The organism is Paenilisteria rustica (assembly GCF_013820765.1).
In the GTDB taxonomy this organism is placed as follows: domain Bacteria; phylum Bacillota; class Bacilli; order Lactobacillales; family Listeriaceae; genus Listeria_A; species Listeria_A rustica.
Genome location: NZ_JABJVM010000020.1, coordinates 1 through 19,500 on the forward strand (window position 1 = coordinate 1; position 19,500 = coordinate 19,500).

Sequence of the window (19,500 nt, forward strand, 5' to 3'; positions counted from 1 at the left end):
GAATGAGAAAGTCGGCAAACCAAAACATGAAAAACTACAGAACAATTAAGGACCAGTAAACGACCGAGCCACAATATGCATGAGAGTGAAACGAGCATGTAATCCACCAGTGGGTGATTGCAACGGGAAATGAGGAATAACCCCAAAACAGATAGATACGTGGGAAACCAAAACGCCTGTAGCAGGTAACATGTTTAATCAATCAAACCCCAAACCCCGAACTTCTAAACCAGATCTTCAAAACTTCTTTAAAACCTAATATTTTGGTAATAATTTGTTCATCTTTTATGGGTAAAGTAAGTATATGAGAATGAAACAGAAGGAGTTTGATGTTGTATGTGGCGGAAATTGGCGTTGTTTGGCGGATGTTTTTTTGTGGCAGTTGCTTTGTTTGGATCAATAAAGGCATATTCAGCGAAGCTCAAGGATGTTGACTTATCGGACACGACGCCGATTGTGCTTGTTCACGGGACTCATGGAACCGCGAATTCCTTCAACGGGATGATTTCGCGAATTACGGCTACATATGGCAAATCCACGGACAAAGTGATTGTGTTGGTGAAAAAAGATGGCACGCTGGAGTATCAAGGAATGCTGAGTGACAAGTCGAAGAATCCTTTTATCCAAATCGTGTTTGAGAATAATGATGCGCCGATTGACCAAGAGGCTGAGTGGGTTGACGCGGTCATAAAGGATATCCAGAAGAAGTATAATGTGACGCAATATAATGCGATTGGGCACTCGAATGGTGGTTTGGCGCTAACGACGTACGCGGAGGAATTAGCAGATGATTCATCGCCTATGATGGAAAAATTGGTCGTGATTGGAACACCGTTTAACGATTTGGATGCGGATGATAATGCGGCGTCGACGGATTTCGTGGATGTGACAAATAGAACGGCGGAATTGCAGAAATATATTGCGGATAGTTCGAATTTGGATGCGAATTTGAAGGTGCTTTCGATTGCGGGAGACTTGGATAATGATTCGGTATCGGATGGTGTCGTGCCGGTTCAGAGTGCGCTAGCTTCACGCCTGATTTTTGATGATGCAGTGGTGGACTATAGTGAACAGGTTGTGACGGGCTCGGACGCGCAACATAGTGATTTGCATGAAAATACGACGGTGGATGCGATTGTTGCAGGATTTATTTATTGAATATAGGATGAAAAACGATCAATTAGTGGTCGTTTTTTGTTATACTGAAAAGATTAGGAGGAGGCGTGCGATTGTGAAAAAAATCGGATTAATCGGCGGGATGAGTTGGGAATCGACGACGGAGTATTATCGAATTATCAATGAGACGGTTCGCGAAATGTTGGGTGAACTCCATTCTGCGGAAATTATTTTGTATAGTGTGGATTTTTATGTGATTGAGCAGTTGCAACACGAGGGTAAATGGGATGAGGCTGGGCGCATTTTGGCGGATATTGCGGTGAAATTGGAACGGGCAGGTGCGGATTTTATTGTGATTTGTACGAACACGATGCATAAGGTGGCACGGCAGGTGGAGGATGCGACCGGGATTCCGCTCATACATATTGCAGAGCCGACGATTCGGGCGATTGGTGAGCGGAAATTAGAGCAGATTTTGTTGCTTGGGACGCGTTACACGATGGTCGAGGATTTTTATAAGGGACGCTATAAGGGAAGTGGGATCGAGGTTCAGATTCCAGACGAGACGGATCGCAACGAGGTGAATCGAATTATTTTTGAGGAATTGTGCTTGGGTGTAATATCTGAGGATTCGCGGGCGAAGATGCTGGCGGTGATTGAAAAAGCGATTGCAAAAGGGGCGCAGGGCGTTGTTTTGGGCTGTACGGAATTGGAGTTGTTGATTCGAGAACAAGACGTGACGTTGCCGATCTTTAAAACAGCTGAACTTCATGCGGAATATGCGGCAAAGGAAGCCTTGCGATAAGGCGCTAAAACCGTTATAATTTGGATAAGGCGTAATGAAATTTTGAAAAGAGGTTTTTAAAGAATGGAAAAAAGCTCGATTTACGGGTTAACGATGGCGCAGCTTGGCGACTGGTTTGAGGAAAAAGGCGAGAAGAAATTCCGCGCGACGCAAGTGTGGGACTGGCTTTATGTTAAACGGGTCACGGAATTTGCGCAGATGTCGAACTTGAATAAAACATGTGTGGATATGTTGGAGGAAAACTTCACGATGCACACGTTGAACGAACAAATTAAACAGGAATCTAAAGATGGCACGACGAAATATTTGTTCCAATTATCGGATGGTAACTTAATTGAGACAGTTATGATGACGCATTCTTACGGGCTGAGTGTTTGTGTGACGACGCAAGTGGGATGTAATATCGGCTGTACTTTTTGTGCGAGTGGGCTGTTGAAGAAGCAACGTGACTTGAATGCTGGTGAGATTGTCGAGCAGATCATGAACGTGCAGCTTTACTTGGATTCGAAGGGGCAAGGCGAGCGTGTGAGTCATATCGTGGTTATGGGTATCGGCGAGCCGTTTGATAATTATGATAACGTGATGGATTTCCTTCGTGTTGTGAACGATCAGAAGGGCTTAGCGATTGGTGCGCGTCATATTACAGTTTCGACGAGTGGCTTGGCACCGCGTATTATTGATTTTGCCAATGAGGATATTCGTGTCAATTTGGCCGTGTCATTACATGCGCCGAACAACGATTTGCGTACGCGTGTGATGCGAATTAATAAGACGTATCCACTGGAAAAATTGATGGAAGCGGTCGAGTATTATTTGGAGAAAACGAATCGCCGTATTACGTATGAGTACATCATGCTAAAAGATGTCAATGATCACAGGCAGGAAGCGCTTGAACTGGCGGCTTTAATCGGTGAGAAGCGCCATCTGGCTTGGGTGAACTTGATTCCGTACAACCCAGTTGATGAGCACGATCAGTACCAACGTAGCGATACGGAGGTTATTGACGCGTTTTATGAGACCTTGAAGCGTAAAGGCATTAACTGTGTCGTTCGTCGCGAGCATGGGACGGATATTGATGCGGCTTGTGGTCAATTGCGTAGTAAGCAAATTAAGAAGAAAGGCGTTCGGGAACGGATGCGTGAAAAAGCAGAGGCTGAAGCCAAAGCAGCAACTGCAGAATAAATAAGTAGGGATGATAGCCCAAGTAAATCGGCGACAAGCGCTCGCATTCCACAATTTTGGCGGACTTCTGGTTCTCACATACACCAGTATGCTCTGCTTCCGGTTTCCACCAAAATTGTGGAATACAAACGCTCTCGCTCGATTTGTTTAAAGCGGAATCCTCGCCTTATCCATTAATAACGGGTAGGCGTATTTTTCTTTATCCGGAGCCTAATCCTGGCTTTTCTTACATAAATGGGAGATTGGAGACGATTTTATGAAAGCGTTGGTTTTTAATGAGTTCGGGAATTCGGATGTGTTGCAATATGTAGATATTCCAGATGCAGTGGCAGGAGCGGGTGAAATTTTGCTTGATACGACTGCGATTGGTTTGAATTTTGCGGATATTTATCGTCGGAAGGGGAATTACCATCTTGTTGGCGAGCCGCCTTACATACTCGGCTATGAGGGTGCGGGAGTTGTGAAGGCGACTGGCGAGGGTGTGACGGATTTCGCGATTGGAGACCGAGTGGCGTTTGTTGATGTGCCTCTTGCGAATGCCGAACTCGTTGCCGTTCCAGTTACACAGGCGATACCGATTCCCGATGCGATTTCGGATGGTGTCGCCGCATCTGTTCTGTTACAAGGCCTGACTGCAAGCTATTTGGCAAAAGATAGTTACGCGATTAAATACGGAGACGTAGCGCTTGTCCATGCGGTTGCAGGCGGCGTTGGCCAGATGTTGACACAAATTATTACGTCACTCGGTGGCAAAGTGATTGGCCTCACCTCTACGGAAGAAAAAGCCGAAGTCGCACGGAAACTAGGCGCAGAAGAGGTTTTGCTATACAGTGATAATTGGGCAGAAAAACTCGCTGGAAAAATGGATGTGGTCTATGATTCTGTAGGTTCAACGCTGATGGATAGTTTCCAGACGGTACGCGAAAAAGGGACGGTCGTTTTTTATGGCATGTCTGGCGGCGATCCTGCTGCGGTCGATCCACGGATGTTGATGGATACCTCGAAAACATTGACAGGCGGCGATTTGTGGAGCTTTTTAACGAGCAAAGAAGAGCGGATTAAGCGTTCACGTGCTTTGTTCGATATGATTAGTACTGGCAAAATAACGGTGAATAAGCCGCGGAAATTTGCCTTATCTGACGGAAAAGCTGCCCATGATTTACTGGAAAGTAGAAAAAGTACGGGGAAAATTTTGTTGATTCCATAAAAAAAGCGGGTAAGTTGGATTTTTATACATAGTCCAATTTACCTGCTTTTCTTATGCTCTCTGCCGCTCTAAAATATTATCCAACTGAGCGAAATCTGCTAATGAAGGTGGAATATTCCAAAGTAAACCATCTGCTTGAATCTCCGTCTGTTCATAGAATGGGAAGTCACTGATAATTAAATCGATATTCGAATGTTGCTCGTTCATCGTCACGTCAGTACAAATGCGAATCTGATTTTTTGAGTATTTTCGTTCAATTTCACCACGAAGATAGTTTTCCCACAAATATCCTTTTTTCGAAATAACTTTAATATGGAGCGTGTCATAGTGCTGTGTTTGCTGTGTGAGGATACTATAAATATCGGTTAAATGATTTGTAATCACCAACTTATTTTGACGAATAAAGCGGAAATTAGGATGCGATTCATATTTCGTTAAGATTTTATGAACTTGATCAGCGAGGGTAGCTTTTTCTAGGGGAACTTGAGGTAGAGGTATATCTGGTAAAATATTTATGTTATCTATAAAGGTGAAACAAGATAGAAAATCGATCGTTTCGGTAATCGCAAAGTCCTTCTCAGTGCTAGGATATTCACCCAAAATACTAGTAAGTTCAGAGGCGAGCGTATATTTTGGCAGATAGGTGGAGGGGCTAAATGTGGCGCGTGCGGTTAGGAAAAAATCATCTGTATGTGTGAAGTGACTCCAGAAAGTAGCGGCTAACGTGAAAAAACGTTCACTTCTTGATAATGACATGCCAATGAGTTGTTCAAGGATACTGTAATCAATCGTGATGCCCTCGGGTTGTGATGCAGCGAATGCGTCCCAAGTTTGTAACCAGTGCTCTTGAAATGTGTGAGTATTGCCTTGCTGCATGCGTATTAAGGAAACTGCAATAGAAATCGCGTATTGGATTCGTGAAGATAGTGAAAAACGGATGTGGTAAAAAGCTTCGACTTGGAGGATAAATTGATTGACGATTTCATAAGGGATATCTGGAAATGGCCATTCGGTGTACGGGTAGGATTTACTGTAGATTTGGTAGTAAAAAAAACGGAGGTTAATCTCGGAACCTTTAATAGCGAGCGGTTGCGTTTCTAAAATAAGGTTACTTTCGGCGAGATACGTATCGATTTGACGGACGCGGCGATACATCGTAGGGAGGCTAGTGTAATGCTCATTCGCCCACTCGGCTAAGCTCATCTTTTGGCCCGTAAAAATATCCTTTGCTAGTAAATATAGATGGGAATTACTGACTACAAGGGCATAAAGATAGGCAAAATTGACATGCTCACCGACATCAAGCAGGATGTTTTTGGAGGAGTCTTCATAAACATGGGCGACATCTGAATCAAATAGTTCTTGCAGAGACACAATATCGCGCTCTAACGTTTTAATAGAGCAATCTAAGATGTCTGCCAGTTCCTTTTTTTGATAGTTTTGCGGGGCTTCGAATAGTGTTTGTAACAGGTGGAGTTTGCGATATTCAGAGGCGACGATTAAATTTTTCAAAAAGATACCACTCCTAGCTCATAGATTCACATTGGGCTGTAGGGACAAATAATTGGCATGATGTTTGAAATATTATTTTAGAGAGTTAACTATATCATGAAAATTTTAATTTGTCATTAGTTTTAAGGGGAAAGTATCCATAAAACGACTGGAATTGTGACAATACTGAGAACAGTACTGATAAAAGTAGTGCTGGAAACAAGGTCTGGTTTGGTGTTAAATTGGACAGCGAGCAACGTTGTATTCGCGGCAGTTGGCATCGCTGCAAGCAGAATCATGATTTGCTTCGTCATCGTATCCACCGGCAAAATCAGCGTAAATAAAACGGCAATCAGGGGTGAAATGAGCAGTCGCAAAATAAGCGAAATCGATACTTTTGGGATGTCAATGCGGCGAAAGGAGATGACCGCAAGTTGCATGCCGAGTACAATCATAATCGTTGGAATCGCAGCATCACCAACTAGTTTTACGCATGTCATAACGCTAGCTGGAACTGGAAAATGAACGAGCTGCAAGAGAATTCCGAGTAGCGCACCGTAGGCGACAGGCATCCGTACCACGCGTTGCCAAACAATCTTCATACTAGCATTTTGAGAACTTCCCCGAGCCGCAAAAAATACGCCAATTGTGCTCATCGCAAGTTGTTGCAGAACCATCAAAATAACCGCAATATCAAGCCCTGCCGCGCCGAAAATAAGTAAAACGACCGGCGTTCCGTAATTTCCGTTATTCATAAACGCCGAGGCTAAGATCATCGCGCACGCATCTTGAATATCGTAGTTCATCACCTTCGCGATCACGTAAATAATCGCAATAATCGACAAACAAAGCCCAACGACGAAAATCAGCAAATACGCGTAATCCATCGTCAATGCATTCGTGTAAAACGTATTAAACGCCAAAAACGGCGACATCAAATAAAGCGTCAACTTCGACAAATTCGGAATATCAAACTTGAGCGTTTTCTGCCCAATAAAGCCAATCGCGAAAATTCCGAAAATCGGCAACAAAATCAAAACAAATTCCATCTAAAACACCCTTTTCTTAAGTTAGAAAGCTTTTTTAACTATCTTAGCACAAATAATAAAACAGCGCTGAAATTGCTTCCTCAGGCGCTGTTTTATGTGGGGATATTATTTTGTAATCGTAATTTGTTGTGCTAGAAGTAATTTATCATTTGGATCATAGAATTGCATGGAGATATCTTTGCTACTGGCTTTGATTTTGTCTAAAGCGTAGTATGTGATAGATGCATCGCTAATTGTTCCACCATTGTAAACGACGCCATCTACGGTTAAGCTAACCCGACCGACTTTACGATTTTTATAGGTTGCGAGTATATTTTTGTCGCCTAATTTGAAGGCAGTTACATTAGCCACGAATGGGCTTCTTTCAAATATAACCATTTGTTTACCGAGCAACCTATCCTGACCGTCATAAAAGTACATTATAGCACTTTCGTTGGCAGATTGAATTTTATCAAGTGCGTAGAAAGTGACAGCTCCATTTGCGATTGTACCTCCATTGTAAGTTGTGCCATCAACAACAAGGCTCACTTTGGCAACAGTACTGTTCTTATAGATTGCAATAATATTTTTATCACCTAATTTAAAAGTGTTCACAGCGGCAACGAAAGGCTCATTTATGACACTTATATTTTGTTCCAGTAGTAATTGATTTGTTGTATTATAAAAAAGCATAGTTACATTCTTGCTGGTTTTGGAGATCTTATCCAATGCGTAAAAAGTGACCTTACCATTTGCAACTGTACCACCGTTATAAGTTATTCCATCGACAAGAAGGGAAACTCGAGTGACGGTAGCATTCTGATAGGTTGCGAGAATATTTCTATCAGTGACAATATTAAACGGTGTGATGGTTGCTTTGAGTGGATCAGTGATTTTTACAGCGGACTCATAGACCTGTGTGTCACCAGTAAATAGTTGAACAAAAACCTTATCGTCTTTCTTGATTTTCTTATCTTTTGCATAAAATTTGAAAGTCCCATTCGAGAATGAACCATTTTTGTATTGCTGACCGTTAACTACGATGTTCACAGCTGTAATTGCACCAGTGTAACTACCAGTAATATAACTATCGTTAATCGCGAATGAATCAACTTCTGCTGTTTCATTTCTAATAAATAGCTGCTTTTTTGCTACTTCATCTTTATTAGAATTATAACCTGTGATGAAAACTACGTCAGTATTGGAGTAGATCTCTGAACTTGGTATGGAGAAGGTACCGTCGCTATTCACTGGTAGAAATTCATAAGCAACATCATAAGTTGAATTTACAGTGAGACGGACATATTTGATATCTCCCTTTACAAGACCGGTAACTTGATTTTTACCAATGAAATACGTATCTGCTTGAATGGTGTTACTAGAAGGTATTGCACGAACTTTACTTAGCACATGACCATATTGATCATAGGCAATAATATAATACATCGTGTTTTTGTAGTAATCATCTAGTGTTAGGAGAAAATGGCCGTTTTTATCGACCTTTACTTTATCGCTAATAAAATTGCTATAGCTCATCGCAGCAACTGTTGCCACGTCACCTTTCCATGATCCTGTGATTTCCGTATCGGAGGACGTATATCCGTCTATCGTGATAGAACCGGCTGTATTTGGCATAATTGCTAGCTTAGTTTTATCTACAATTCTACCATCTGAATAACCTTGAATGATAATATCATCGGCAGAGGTATAGCGAGCATTGCCAATATAGTAATTAAATGTGGAACCATCTGGATATATATTTTGTGTTTCTGTTCCGTTTACGAGCAGGTTAATATAGTCGAGCTCACCGTCAAACCGTCCAGTAATGGTGTTTTCTTTAGGCATCAGAACGACAGGTTGGAAAATGGCCGGTTTCACTTTTTGAGTAGCGGCTAGATAACCAGAAGTATTATAGAGTTTTACGCTAGCTTTGATAAGCGATGAGCGTATTTTTTCATTAATCGCAAAGCTAAATTGGCCTTTTGTTTTGCTTTCGTTTGGATATTGAGTACCATTAACATCAAGTATTGCTCGTGCTTCGCCAGTGTAATTCCCAGTAATGGTTTGCTTTGTTGTATCAAGATAATCGAGCTGGATTGCTATCTTAGATGAAGTAACGTAAGTACTATTTTCAACGCTATTAAAGCCGCTGGGTGCAATGAGGTAAGTCGTTAGCTTGGCCCCATCTGGCTGAGGTGGAATCGTAAATGTTTCTTTGATTCTATAATAAGAGAGGGTCACCTTTTTTGTTAAAATGATGCCATTGCTCAAAACAAGCGCTATTGTCCGCTCTCCGTATTCAACAGGAATCGGGCATTCAACAGTAACCTGAGTTGTTTCATCTGTGATTAATTTTGTGAAATTTAGCGCTGGATAAATAGGTGTCCCATCTGTCACATAAGAAATTGTGGGTGGGCTGACTTTCCCGTTGTGTCTATTTGTTTCTGTAATCTCAATTTTATCGCCAATTTTCGCTTGTGTTGTTAGAGTGATTGTTGCTCGTCCAAACGCTCCGAGGGTTGTTTCGTATTTCTTTCCACCAACAATAGCAGTTACGAGATTACCAATTGCTTTTTCATAATCTAGGCTTGTAATATCTAAAGTTGCATCTAAATGAGTAGTCTCCGTTCCTTCAAGTCTTGGAGCTTTTGGTGCAAGATCATCAGTAACAAGGCTTTCGCTCATTTCATTTTTGCCGTTCACAGAAATGTAAATTATAATCTTTTCATTATAAATAAGTGCACGACTGACTTGAATGCTAAATTTCCCCGTAGCATCTGTTTTTCCATAGCCAAGCGTATCGGATTTCTTATCTAAAATAGTGACAACACCGTTTGGTGCACCATTTCCTGTAACGGTTTGGCTATCATTTGATAGTTGTGTGATGGTAATGGTGATATTTTCTGTGGCAGCGAGCGGTTGTAAAGTTGGTAAAATACTGCTCATAATTAGTACAAATATGGCAAAAATGAGTGTTCCCTTTTTAAAATGTGATTTCATGTTATTTGGCCCCTTTCTAAGTATATCGTACACATTATAACACCCAGGAGAAGCATAAAATATATGGAGTATTTAGATTTCGGCAAATATATGTATGGAAATTGTGACAGATTTGTAGATTTTATTAAAAAAATGCGCCACATCAAATGTGAACGCATTTTTTGTATTATTTATTAGTAACAGATTTCTTACCTTGAGGACGGATATCTTTCACGAATAGGCTCAGAATCAAACCTACAACCGCGAAGGCTACGGCAACGAGGAACGCTGCTTTCATACCGTCAAGGTTTGCTGTCAATGCTTGGCTTTGGAAGGCTTGTGGATCAGTCATTGCCAAAGCTTTTCCAGGCATATTATCTTTCGTTACGTTACTCAATACTGTAATTAGAATCGCTGTACCAATCGAACCGGCAACTTGGCGAATCGTGTTGTTTACCGCAGTACCATGGCTCATCATGTTCAGTGGCAACGAGTTCATACCAGCTGTCGACATTGGCATCATAACCATCGAAATACCGAAGAAACGCACGGCGTAGAAGACGATAATGTACATAGTAGACGTGTCTTTTGTCAAGAACATGAATGGAATCGTACCCGCGACAAGTAGTGTCATACCAACGATTGCGAGTAATTTAGGTCCAATTTTATCGAAAATAATACCGGTAATCGGGCTCATAACACCCATTACGATTGCACCTGGAAGTAGTAGTAATCCAGAGTGTAGCGCGGTTTCGCCGAGAATATTTTGGATGTAAAGTGGTAATACGATTTCAGCGCCGATCATGGACATCATGACGATGGCACTAATAATAGTTGATAACGTAAAAACTGGTGATTGGAAAACGCGAAGTTCGAGCATCGGTTTTTCCATTTTCAATTGGCGCCATACGAATAGGACTAAACCAACTACACCGACTGCGAACATGGTAAGCACAAGGCCATCTGTCCAACCGTCTGTACCCGCGCTACTAAAGCCGTAAAGAAGGGCACCGAAACCAATAGTTGAAAGTGCAATCGAGAGAATATCGATTTTTGGATTCGTTAGTTCTACCACTTTTCTCATGGCGAAAAAGGCGAAGATAATATCAAGAACGGCAATCGGAATCAAGATGATGAAAAGCATGTGCCAATCATAGCTGTCAACGATCCAACCTGATAAAGTGGGTCCGATAGCTGGCGCAAAAGCGATAACTAGTCCGACCATACCCATTGCTGCCCCACGACGATCTGGTGGGAAGATAAGTAGGAAAATCGTTTGCATTAGAGGCATTAGAATACCGGCCCCGGCTGCTTGGATGATACGTCCAGTTAGTAGTAAAGCAAAGCTATCTGAGAAAGCCGAAATAACTGTACCGACTGTAAAGACAATCATTGCTGTTAAAAATAGTGTTTTCGAGTTGATTTTACCGATTAGCATAGCCGTAATCGGAATCATAATCCCGTTTGTAAGTAGGAATGCTGTCGTTAGCCATTGCCCAGTTGATGCTGTGATGTTTAAATCTTCCATAATGTGAGGAAGCGCCGTTGATAGAATCGTTTGGTTTAAGATAGCAACGAATGCCCCCACAAGCATTACTGTCATTAGTAACATACGATTATAAGGTTTCCCCTGAATATCAACAGGCCGTTCCATTTGTGCAGTTTGTGTCATGTTCAATCTCCTTTTGATTTAAAAGTAATTAGTTCACTTAATTAACTATTTGATTATTATAGGGCAATTTGGCAAAAGAGTCAATGGAAAACGTTGAAAAAAATTTGGATATATAAATGATAGCGTTGTCTTTGTTGTGTGGCTCCATTTTTAGGGCGAAAAAAATACGGTGAGCAGAAACGAAAATACTGTTCACCGTATGTTAACTATAAAATTAGCGACCATCGCCGTATTCCCAATTAGTGATAGTATCGTCTTCATCGAACGTCACGAGGACATCAACGACACCTTTTACAGTCAGGATGCTTTCTTCTAGTCGATCCTTAACGTCATCCACCTGAGCGAGCGTCATTTCTGGATCGAGTTCGACCTCCACTTCGACATGGAAAAAGTCGCCTTCTTTTAGTACCGTAATAACTTGGATATCCTGCACGTCGGGGTCTGTCATGACAAGCTGCCCAATTTGGACTTGCATCACCTCGTCAGACTCACCAATCGCGCCGGCTGCATTATCAAGAAATACTTTGCCGACAACGAGGAACATGAGAATACCAATGAGGACAGAAGCGATTCCCTCTGCTTGATGGTAAGGCGTATAATAGGAAATAATAATTGCAATCATGGCCAAAAGTCCGCCACCAGTTGCGACCGAATCTTCGAGGAAAACGAGACGAGTTGCGGCTTTTGCTTTACCAAAATTGGCGAGGCTATCTTTGAACAACTTGAGGCCACGCGATTCTAGACCGACATCGTGGGCAATTTCACGCATGGCTTTCACAAGTACAAAGCCTTCTAGAATGGTACAAACGGCCAGAACGAGAAGGTTAATGAGGAAACCAGTCGATTCTGTCGGATGGAAAATGTGAGCGAGGCCTTCTTTGATCGTCTCGAATGCCATGATACCAACGATTAGGACAGCACCGAGAAGCACGAGATTCACAACACGGCCGAAACCATTGGGAAATCGCTTCGTTGGACGTTTTTTGCTGAGCGCTGAGCCGACGAATACGAAAAATTGGTTTGCCGCATCACCAAGACTATGAAGTGTTTCGGCGAACATCGCGACATTTCCCGTGAAGATGTAGGTAGTTCCTTTAATGATGGAGACAAGCACGTTGACGATTGCCGCGGTGAGTGCCGATTTGTTTCCCTTTTTCAGTAGTTGGAATATTTCTTTCAAATTGGGTTCCTTCTTTCTACATAAATGGATCAAAGTAGTCGTATTCGGTTACTCCACCCTGTATTGGTTTACTTATTCGGATGAGTTCGTTCACGATTTTTTTCGCATCGTCGCCAAAAACAGGAAGTGGCTGGTAGTTATTTTCGTTTAGGCTACCGTCTGAGTTTTCGTATGTTGGGACGATGGACATGTTTTTAAGAACTACTTTACCATTATCTTCTGTGAAGCGCAATCGGAACATCGAAGTCATGCGGGAAAGTAAGGTTGGATCGGCGCCAAAAGCGAAGTCTCCCATGCTGTAAACGATATATTTACCGTTATATTTTTCCACGCTTTCGAGGCGGTGAGGGTGTGAGCCCATGATGATGTCCGCGCCGGCGTCAATGATGGCATGACCGTATTGGGTTTGGTAGTCGACGGGTGTTTCATGATATTCGACGCCCCAGTGCATGTTGACGATAACGAGATTATTCGGTTTTTTATACTTCTTTATGTCCGCTTCGATTTTTGCAAGATAGCTCGCGGATTGTTGGCTAGAGCGGCAGTCGTAGCCGAGCAGTATGGTTTCGATACCACCGATTTTGGTGATGAGCGGCATATTTTTGTTGAAAACGGGAATATCGTTGTCTTTAAAAGCTTTTAGCGTGTCATCATAGCCAACCTGGAAGTAGTCCATCGTGTGGTTGTTGGCGAGATTGGCGGCATCAACACCGCTTGCTGGTAGGAATGCGACATGTGCGGGATCGCTTTTAATACGCCACATTTTGACTTCAGCTCTGGTCGCATTTGTGAAGGCACTCTCCGCGTTGATAACCGTGTAGTCGTCGGATTTGAACCATGGCAAGCAGTTTTGGTAAACGTAGGTGTTGGTGCCGTTATTTTTCTTGAAAACATTGTCAAATTTAAGGTGTTCAGGCGTTTCGGGATAGGTGCCGAACGAGTTGTCGCCGACCATAGTTAGCGTGATGACGCCTTTTTGCTTGAGACCTTGCTCGTAGTTCGCGGCCGCAGCGTAAAACCATTGATATTGGGTGGTTTTTGTGATGTCGCTCATTTTATTTTCGTTTGTAACAAAATTAGGGTAAACTTTGCCGAGCGCTTTTTGGTCTGTGTTACCAGATTTATATTGTTGTAGCGATTCTAGGCAGGAGGTTAAGCTCTTGATATAGGCGCTGTTTGCGTCATCGGTTAGTTTGTATTGCTTTGCGTCATTTATGAGTGTGTTTAATTGCTTTTGTGAAGCGGTGTCGCCACCAGAATTAGCTAGGGTTTGTAGTGTAGAGTTGGTCTGCTTGGACAGCTGCCGTACGGAATTCTGAGTGATGTTTTTTAGAGGTTCCGATTTTGTTGGCTTTGCCGATGAATCTAACGCATGGACAGTCCAAAAAATACCTACTGCAAAAAATAAAATAATGATGCCTGATACGAAAACTGTTTTTTTGTTCACTAGTATGCCCCTTTCCAAGAGCAGTTTTTATTGTAAGTATAATATGAGGACGTATGGATTGGCAATGTATAAAATTGGTTTATGAGTGTACTAGGATAAGTATAGTGCGTTCGAAGCTCTTCATCAGATCCAGCATCAACGGCCAGATCCTCGAAAATTTCGGGCTCTTACATTTTTTTTCGGCTCTAGCGGGAGGTCTTAGCTTTTCATGGTATACTAAGAGAAATAAAAAAGAATATGAGGTTGAGTTATGAAATTTGATAATATAGGTTCGGATATTGAGAAGGCGCTGGCTGGATTGGGATATACGGAGGCGACGGAGGTGCAGCGTGAGGTTGTGCCGCTGGTTTTAGAGGAGAAGGATGTGGTCGTGAAGGCGCAGACTGGGAGTGGAAAGACGGCTTCGTTTGCGATTCCGATTTGTGAGCTCGTGGATTGGGGCGAGAATAAACCGCAAGCGCTAGTCTTGGAACCGACGCGGGAACTGGCAGCGCAGGTTCAGGCGGATTTTACGAATATTGGCCGATTTAAACGCATCAAGGCAACGGCGATTTTCGGGAAGTCTCCGTTTGCGAAGCAGAAATTGGAGTTGAAGCAGAAGAGCCATGTGGTTGTGGGGACGCCGGGTCGGACGCTGGATCATATTGAAAAAGGTACGCTGAGCTTGGAAAAGGTGCGCTATTTGGTCATTGATGAGGCGGATGAGATGCTGAACATGGGCTTTATTGAGCAGGTGGAGGCGATTATTCAAGCGTTGCCGACAAATCGCGTGACGATGCTTTTCTCGGCGACTTTGCCGGCAGATATCGCGATGTTGAGCGACAAATATATGAAGGCACCGCAACACGTGGAAATCGCGGCGACAGGCTTGACGACGGCGGATATTACGCATGAAAAAGTGACGGTGAAGGATGATCGCAAAATGGTCGCGTTACGCGATACGTTGATTGTACAGAATCCAGAGAGCGCGATTATTTTTTGTCGGACGCAAGAGCGTGTGGATGACACGTATGATCAGTTGCGCCGCATGGGTTACCCTGCTGAGAAGATTCACGGTGGTTTGACGCAAGAGGATCGTTTTGGCGTGATGAACGATTTTAAACGCGGGATGTTCCGTTTTTTAGTGGCGACAGATGTGGCGGCGCGCGGGATTGACATTGAGAACATAACGCTTGTGGTGAATTACGATGTGCCGCTTGAAAAAGAGAGTTATGTGCATCGGACTGGCCGGACTGGGCGCGCTGGGCGAAGCGGGAAGGCGATTACTTTTGTGACACCGTTTGAGAATCGTTTCATCGGCGACATCGAGGAGTATATCGGATTTGAAATTCCGCAAGTTGATTTGCCGAATGAGGCAATTGTGGCGGCGCGAAAACCAGCTTTTGATGAGAAAATGGAAGAAGCACCGGTCGTGAAAAAAGATAAGAGCGCGGCGCTGAGTAAAGATATTATGAAGATTTATTTTAACGGTGGTAAGAAGAAGAAACTGCGCGCCGTGGATTTCGTGGGCACGATTGCGAGGCTGGACGGGATTAGCGCGGATGATATCGGAATTATTACGATTGAGGATAACGTGTCGTTTGTGGAAATTCTGAACGGAAAGGGTGCGCAAGTCGTGAAGGCAATGCAAACCGTGACGGTAAAAGGGAAGAAATTGAAGGTCAGCAAAGCACGGAGATAAGTTAGAAAAAGAATGAGTTTAAGACATAACCCAAATAAATCGGCGACAAGCGTTCGCTCGATTTGTGTAAAGCATGATTTTCGTCTTACCCAAATAACGGGTAGGGCGATTTTATCTTGTTTGGAGTTTTTCAACGGCCGGGAGATTGGCAGGCGACCATTTCAAGCTAGACAATTCGCTAGTATCAAGCCATTTCATCGCCTGATGGACGTGCAAAATTGGTTCGCCAGTGATAAGTTCGCAAAGGAAGCAAGTGAGGTGGACGTTGGCGAATTCGTAGGCGTAAACGTTATGGTCAAACGACTGGTTTACCGTGATGACACAGCCGATTTCCTCTTGGACTTCGCGAATGAGCGCTTGTTCAGGTGTTTCGCCGGGCTCGATTTTGCCACCGGGAAATTCCCAATCAGCGCCGTTTACTGCGGAATCAGCTCGCTGGACACAGAGGATTCTGCCATTGTTTTGAATAATCGCACCAACGACATGGATATCTTTTTGCATGGGGATCCCTCCTTTTTCACCCCTTATCATAGCATAGTCATCCCTGATTCGTATATTTTGTAATATATGTAAAATAATAATTCCTTTGACACTGGTTATGTGGTATAATAGCAATACAACAAATGAGGAGTGGTTGAGATGCGAGATAGAGAAAAATACTTAGCGATGACCCGATTTGATCCCAATTTGGGAGGTAAAGGAGCGGACAATAAGCACATTGTCGATGAACCACAGCTATTTCTCGATTTTTACGATGCGAAGGAGAAGCTAACCCACAATTTTAGAACGAAGCGATTGGAGAGTAGTATTAGGTGGCTGCTAGGATTTGAGCGCTATGTGAAAGATAAAGAGACAGCCATAAAAAGAAAGTATCGGAATTATTCTAAGGGTAGCATTGTGTATGTTGATTTTTTCGGGAATTATGGGAATGAAATGACATACGATCATCCTGCTATTGTGTTGAAGGAACAAGGTGGATTGCTAATTGTGGCTCCATTAACCTCTAATTCAAGAAAATTCAGAGATAACAATAAATATCACATTAAGCTTGGTCGGAATACGATAGATCTAGGAAATCAGGGTAAGGATTCTACTATTTTACTAGAACAACTAAGATGTATTTCCAAAAATCGAGTACTGAAGAAATTCGGTGGACGAGTTTCAAATAATGAAATACTTGAAAGAATTGATACAGTTGTTATGGAGTATATTGGTGGATTCACTTATAATAAATGGAGAGCTAACTTAGAAGAAAAAGAAGCGATTATTCGAGAAAACGAAACGGAGATACGCTTGCTTTCAGAACAGATAAGTAAATTGGAAGAAAATTTATAAAAGTAATTGACATAACCAAAATAATAGTGTAGTATAGAGATATCGAAGGGCCTTAGAGTCCGTGCACTAGATGCAAAAAGAAAGCAGCGTTCGAAGGGTCTTGAACCCGTATAAACCCAACAATTTCGTTTCGGCGAGGTTGTTGGGTTTATTTTTGTGTCTGAGATTATTTTACAAGTTATATGCAATTGCGATATAATGAAGATATTATGAGATTTTAGAAATTATTAGCAACATAGAGGAGAGCGAAAACATGGTTGAAATAAAGGTTAGCCGAGAAAAAATGATGAACCATGCTTCGGATTTAAGTGACGGAATAGCCGGGATGGGTTATTTTCCGATGAAGAATGGTAATATGTCTTATACGCAGAGCCAAGCGATTTCCAACTATCGGGAAGCGCTGTTTGAGTTGGTTGAAAGTGTGGAGTTATTCGGAAAAGTGGTACACGAAGATGCGATTCGAATCAAGCAAATCGGAGAGGCTTACGCAACGAAAGATAGAGAAGTAGCACAACAGCTGGAGGTGCGTTGAGAATAGAACCGAGAAGCGAACAAATCCACCAGACATTGCAGATACTAAAAAAAGATTCTGAAATTCAGGATGATAAGTTATACCAGGTGAAAAAGAAGCAAGTAAGGCTAGAATCGGTGGAAATGACTATTTTTGAAATAGAACGTGAAAAAGAGGCGTTACTAACACAAGCTCGAGATGTATGGAGCGGGAATTTTGGGGTAAGTGTGGCTAATGATGCAGCTGAAATAGGACATCAAAATTTACAAAGATTACGCCGAGATTTAGAGCGAACAAGAGATGAGTTGCAGGAAGAAGCGCAAGGGATACAAAAACGTTTATATGAAATAGAAGCGCAACACCAATTATTATACGAGGAGTTGAAACGATGACACGAATCGATATTGCAGAAGTAACGCATTTCTCAAATCAGTTGCGAGCGACGAATCAAGAAATAAAGCCACGGATTGAAGCAGTAAAACAAGCCGTGACAGCTTATTTAAATGACAACACAATTTCCGGTGAAGCGATTGCGGTTTCAAAAGATTACTATGCAGGGGCGTATATCCCGCTCTGCACATCGATTAAACAAGCACTTAATCTGAGTGAAGACTTGCTTCGGCGCTATATTACTGATTTTCATAGCCAAGTCGATATGTCGCCAAACGCAAGGCTTGATGCAGATGGAATTTTCGACTTGGATCAAAAGATTAATGGATTTGAGAACCGGATGGGGGATGTGACCGCAGAGCTAAGCGCGATAAACGGCACTCAGAAAGCTTCCGAATTGAATTATTTAGCAACACAAATTTTTGAGGCACACAAGAAAGAAGAGATTCTTAGAAAACTGCTTGATTTTGAGCGGAGCCATGCGAATTACTTTGACGAATTGGGTGAATTGGCACAGTACATTAACCGAGCCGTTCGGGACATTCAGCAGAATTTGAAGTTTGACAGTAAGACAGGTACATATAATATAGAAAAACTGACTCCAGCAACATTCGAGCACTTGGTCAAAATGTACGCGACCCGGCAGGAAATTGATGATAAAATAAAGGCGATAGAAGAAATTGGACTAACACCAAATATCCCGACTGGCAATAGCGCAGGCTTTATGACGATTGATGGCAAAGTGGATACGGAGGCAACGCTAAACTTTGTGAATCAGCAAATGATTTATTGGCAAAATGAGACGGTTTTCCGCGAAGTACTTGGTGTTGGCGCATTTTATCGTGCTGTGTATGGTATTGATTCCGTATCTGGCGAGCGGATTAGCGCTGGGATGAGATTGGTTGATGGAGCAACGTTGGCGCTGCAGTATGGGATGCCGACTTTGGGATTAGCGAAGTTTTCGGCTAGGTTTGGAACGAGTGCTTCACTTGCGGAAATGAATGCTCTAGATAGAGTGAAATTGAGCGGGTGGAGTTATCCGCCGAATGAAGCGAAGTATTTGAGATATAAAGTGGTGTATGATAATCCTAAGTATTACGATCAAAAGACTGGTGCGATAAATTGGCCGCCTAATAATGGTTTTGAAGGAATTCCAGTAAAGCAAAAGATAGAGCCAGGGAAAATAATAGATCGCTATGGAGAGCCAGAAAATGCTTATTTTACATCTCCAGATGGTATTTTATATGAACAGCGAGCACTTGCTCTACACAGTGATGAAGCTAATTATTATAGATATAAAATTGTAAAACCGTTTGTGGTAGATTCGGGAAAAGCAGCTCCTTGGTTTGATAGGGTTGGGGGCGGAACGCAGTACTTTTCTGGTGAAAGTAAAATATTAAATAAAAAAGGCGAACTAATAGACGCAACCGTTGAAAATTTACTTGATAACAATTATATTCGTGAAATTGACTAGGA

The 19,500-nt window shown here is 42.4% G+C and carries 16 protein-coding genes; 9 read left to right on the top strand and 7 right to left on the bottom strand.

The window, feature by feature from the left end; genetic code table 11:
- The first annotated feature begins 336 nt into the window (after positions 1 to 336).
- The 4 genes from HPK16_RS14325 to HPK16_RS14340 all read left to right on the top strand — a co-directional run bounded on the left by HPK16_RS14325 (position 337) and on the right by HPK16_RS14340 (position 4,310).
- Entirely contained in the window at positions 337 to 1,158 is an 822-nt protein-coding gene (locus tag HPK16_RS14325) for an alpha/beta hydrolase (protein ID WP_181677598.1), read from the top strand.
- Between the two features lie 73 nt (positions 1,159 to 1,231).
- Positions 1,232 to 1,921, top strand: coding sequence for an amino acid racemase (locus HPK16_RS14330; protein WP_181677599.1), 690 nt, complete (start codon positions 1,232 to 1,234; stop codon positions 1,919 to 1,921).
- Positions 1,922 to 1,984: 63 nt separating this feature from the next.
- The gene (gene rlmN, locus HPK16_RS14335) at positions 1,985 to 3,103 is read left to right on the top strand and encodes a dual-specificity RNA methyltransferase RlmN (protein ID WP_181677600.1); all 1,119 of its coding nucleotides are present in this window, start codon (positions 1,985 to 1,987) and stop codon (positions 3,101 to 3,103) included.
- Positions 3,104 to 3,359: 256 nt separating this feature from the next.
- A complete protein-coding gene (locus tag HPK16_RS14340; RefSeq protein WP_181677601.1) occupies positions 3,360 to 4,310 on the top strand; it encodes a quinone oxidoreductase family protein in 951 nt (316 codons plus the stop codon).
- Between the two features lie 51 nt (positions 4,311 to 4,361).
- On the opposite strand, the gene HPK16_RS14345 is transcribed toward HPK16_RS14340, so the two are convergent.
- From HPK16_RS14345 to HPK16_RS14370, 6 genes are all read right to left on the bottom strand, one after another.
- Complete coding sequence (locus tag HPK16_RS14345; RefSeq protein ID WP_181677602.1) at positions 4,362 to 5,822, bottom strand: AcpB/EbpR/MafR family transcriptional regulator; 1,461 nt, start codon at positions 5,820 to 5,822, stop codon at positions 4,362 to 4,364.
- A gap of 122 nt (positions 5,823 to 5,944) precedes the next feature.
- A complete protein-coding gene (locus tag HPK16_RS14350; protein WP_181677603.1) occupies positions 5,945 to 6,850 on the bottom strand; it encodes an AEC family transporter in 906 nt (301 codons plus the stop codon).
- Positions 6,851 to 6,955: 105 nt separating this feature from the next.
- On the bottom strand, positions 6,956 to 9,829 hold the full coding sequence (locus HPK16_RS14355) for an immunoglobulin-like domain-containing protein (protein ID WP_181677604.1): 2,874 nt from the start codon (positions 9,827 to 9,829) through the stop codon (positions 6,956 to 6,958).
- Positions 9,830 to 9,995: 166 nt separating this feature from the next.
- Positions 9,996 to 11,480, bottom strand: a complete 1,485-nt coding sequence (locus HPK16_RS14360; protein ID WP_181677605.1) for an MDR family MFS transporter — start codon at positions 11,478 to 11,480, stop codon at positions 9,996 to 9,998.
- Between the two features lie 214 nt (positions 11,481 to 11,694).
- Positions 11,695 to 12,660, bottom strand: a complete 966-nt coding sequence (locus HPK16_RS14365; RefSeq protein WP_181677606.1) for a cation diffusion facilitator family transporter — start codon at positions 12,658 to 12,660, stop codon at positions 11,695 to 11,697.
- A 16-nt stretch (positions 12,661 to 12,676) separates the two neighbouring features.
- On the bottom strand, positions 12,677 to 14,074 hold the full coding sequence (locus HPK16_RS14370; protein WP_425487943.1) for a CapA family protein: 1,398 nt from the start codon (positions 14,072 to 14,074) through the stop codon (positions 12,677 to 12,679).
- Positions 14,075 to 14,357: 283 nt separating this feature from the next.
- Between HPK16_RS14370 and HPK16_RS14375 the strand changes: the two genes are divergently transcribed.
- Complete coding sequence (locus HPK16_RS14375; protein WP_181677608.1) at positions 14,358 to 15,788, top strand: DEAD/DEAH box helicase; 1,431 nt, start codon at positions 14,358 to 14,360, stop codon at positions 15,786 to 15,788.
- A 111-nt stretch (positions 15,789 to 15,899) separates the two neighbouring features.
- Here HPK16_RS14375 and mutT read toward each other — a convergent pair whose 3' ends face one another.
- Positions 15,900 to 16,289: an 8-oxo-dGTP diphosphatase MutT gene (mutT, locus tag HPK16_RS14380; protein WP_181677609.1), complete on the bottom strand. Its 390-nt coding sequence runs from the start codon at positions 16,287 to 16,289 to the stop codon at positions 15,900 to 15,902.
- 138 nt (positions 16,290 to 16,427) lie between these two features.
- Between mutT and HPK16_RS14385 the strand changes: the two genes are divergently transcribed.
- The 4 genes from HPK16_RS14385 (at position 16,428) to HPK16_RS14400 (ending at position 19,498) form a co-directional block, all read left to right on the top strand.
- Positions 16,428 to 17,123 carry a type II toxin-antitoxin system PemK/MazF family toxin gene (locus HPK16_RS14385; protein WP_181677610.1) on the top strand — a complete coding sequence of 232 codons (696 nt, stop codon included), beginning with the start codon at positions 16,428 to 16,430 and terminating at the stop codon, positions 17,121 to 17,123.
- A 253-nt stretch (positions 17,124 to 17,376) separates the two neighbouring features.
- Entirely contained in the window at positions 17,377 to 17,655 is a 279-nt protein-coding gene (locus HPK16_RS14390) for a DUF3130 family protein (protein ID WP_181677611.1), read from the top strand.
- Positions 17,656 to 17,741: 86 nt separating this feature from the next.
- Positions 17,742 to 18,026: a hypothetical protein gene (locus HPK16_RS14395; RefSeq protein ID WP_181677612.1), complete on the top strand. Its 285-nt coding sequence runs from the start codon at positions 17,742 to 17,744 to the stop codon at positions 18,024 to 18,026.
- Complete coding sequence (locus tag HPK16_RS14400; protein WP_181677613.1) at positions 18,023 to 19,498, top strand: T7SS effector LXG polymorphic toxin; 1,476 nt, start codon at positions 18,023 to 18,025, stop codon at positions 19,496 to 19,498. Before HPK16_RS14395 ends, HPK16_RS14400 begins: the two co-directional genes overlap by 4 nt.
- The last annotated feature ends 2 nt before the right edge of the window (positions 19,499 to 19,500 follow it).